This window comes from Lentibacillus halophilus, assembly GCF_039522485.1.
Lineage (GTDB): Bacteria > Bacillota > Bacilli > Bacillales > Amphibacillaceae > Lentibacillus > Lentibacillus halophilus.
In genome coordinates this window covers 11,665-13,772 of record NZ_BAAADM010000011.1, presented here as the reverse complement: position 1 = coordinate 13,772, position 2,108 = coordinate 11,665, and the positions used below count along the sequence as shown (strand labels likewise).

Annotated in this window: 1 protein-coding gene and 1 riboswitch; the gene reads left to right on the top strand. The window is 41.7% G+C overall.

Annotation, left to right across the window (positions count from 1 at the left end; genetic code table 11):
* Nucleotides 1-56 precede the first annotated feature (56 nt).
* Nucleotides 57-163: riboswitch (TPP riboswitch) on the bottom strand.
* 252 nt (nucleotides 164-415) lie between these two features.
* Nucleotides 416-1,990 (top strand): catalase, encoded by a 1,575-nt coding sequence (locus tag ABDZ72_RS02955; protein ID WP_343751053.1) that lies wholly within the window; start codon nucleotides 416-418, stop codon nucleotides 1,988-1,990.
* The last annotated feature ends 118 nt before the right edge of the window (nucleotides 1,991-2,108 follow it).

Below are 2,108 nucleotides of genomic sequence, written 5' to 3'. Positions count from 1 at the left end.
TAAAAAAGCAGTACCACGGGAGTGATACTGCTTTTTGTCAATTAAACAATAAGATTGACGCACAGCTAACACTTCCCTTCGCTGGTATTAACCAGATCACAGGTTCAAAGGGTCAAGATATCGAATACCTTATCTCAGCCATATAGCTCCCCTAGCGATTTTTTCATATAATTCATTTTTTTATAATGTAACATAGAAAATCAATTATTGATACCATGAATTACAAAATAGTCTGTTTTGGGAGCCAAGAGCCTTAAGATGGGGTTATGGTGACCAAAGCTGAAATAATCTGGTGATTCACAGTATAAGCTTGAGCTAAAATTTTAGGACCTTTAGCAATTTGTATAAAATTTGTCCTCTATTGGTAAAATAAACGTAATGTAATATGTAAATATGTACTTATGGAGGGTAAAAAATGGATCAAGACAATGATAATCAAGAACATATGACGGAAGGTGAAGATAAGCAGACTTTAACAACGCGGCAGGGACAGCCTGTTAAGTATAATCAAAATTTGCGAACGATAGGTAGTCGAGGCCCAGCAACACTGGAGAATTATCACTTTCTGGAAAAGATGTCCCATTTTGACCGAGAACGTGTACCGGAGCGGGTCGTCCATGCACGCGGTGCCGGGGCGCACGGTTATTTTGAATCCTACGGAAAAGTTGGCGATGAGCCGATTTCTAAATATACACGTGCAAAGGTTTTTCAAGACGCTGGTAAACATACGCCTGTATTTGTCAGATTCTCAACGGTCATCCATGGCAAAGATTCGCCGGAGACCCTGCGAGATCCCCGCGGCTTCGCTGTGAAGTTTTATACTGAAGATGGAAACTGGGATCTTGTCGGGAATAATATAAAAATATTTTTTATCCGCGATGCGATTAAATTTCCTGACTTTATTCATTCGTTTAAGCCCGATCCAATAACGAATATCCAGGATCCAAGGAGGCAGTTTGATTTTGTTACACAAAACCCTGAAACCCTTCATATGATCACATTTATATTCTCCCCGTGGGGAATTCCTGCTAATTATCGCCATATGCAAGGTTCTGGCGTCAATACGTATAAGTGGGTCAATAAAGACGGGGAAGCGGTATTGATCAAATATCATTGGGAACCCAAGCACGGCATTAAAAACTTAACTCAGGAAGAAGCTAGTGAAATTCAGGGCAAGAATTTCAATCATGCAACGCAAGACTTATATGAAGCGATTGAAAATGGCGATTATCCGGAATGGGAACTCTTTGTACAGATCCTTAGTGACGACGAACATCCCGAATTAGATTTCGATCCACTAGATGACACCAAAATTTGGCCCGAAGATCAAGTGCCGTGGTACCCCGTAGGCCGTATGGTGTTAAATAAAAACCCTGATAATTATTTTGCCGAAGTGGAACAATCCGCATTTGGAACTGGGGTTCTTGTCGATGGCTTGGATTTTTCTGATGACAAGATGCTGCAAGGGCGAACTTTTTCCTACTCGGATACGCAGCGATATCGCGTAGGCGCCAATTACTTGCAGCTTCCAATTAATGCGCCAAAAAAACATGTCGCCACAAACCAGCGTGATGGGCAAATGACTTATTATGTTGACGGCGCCGAGGAGCAAAACCCACATGTCAACTATGAACCGTCCGGGCTTGACGGATTACATGAAACCAATGCACCAAAAAAAGAGTATACCCCGCATGTTGAGGGCAATTTGGTTTATGAAAGCATCGAGCGGACCAATGATTTCAAACAAGCAGGGGACACGTACCGGGCGTTTGATCACACAGAGCGCGATGACCTCATTAATAATTTGGTTTCAAATTTAAGCATGTGTAACAAAGACATCCAACAGAAAATGATAGATATGTGTACAAAGGCAGATGAAGATTACGGTCGTCGTTTGGCTGAAGGACTTGAGCAACACACCGACAGAGCTACTGAAAGTGAAGCGGTGAGGGAAGCTGACCAAAAAGGACATCGAACAGATTCTTATTAGGGGGGATCTGAGATATCTGTAATAATAGGACATAGTATAATGAAAACCTTCAACTAGCGGTTTTCAGGAATCACTAACATGCAACACAATCGAATCCTAAACCATGCATCCTAACGAT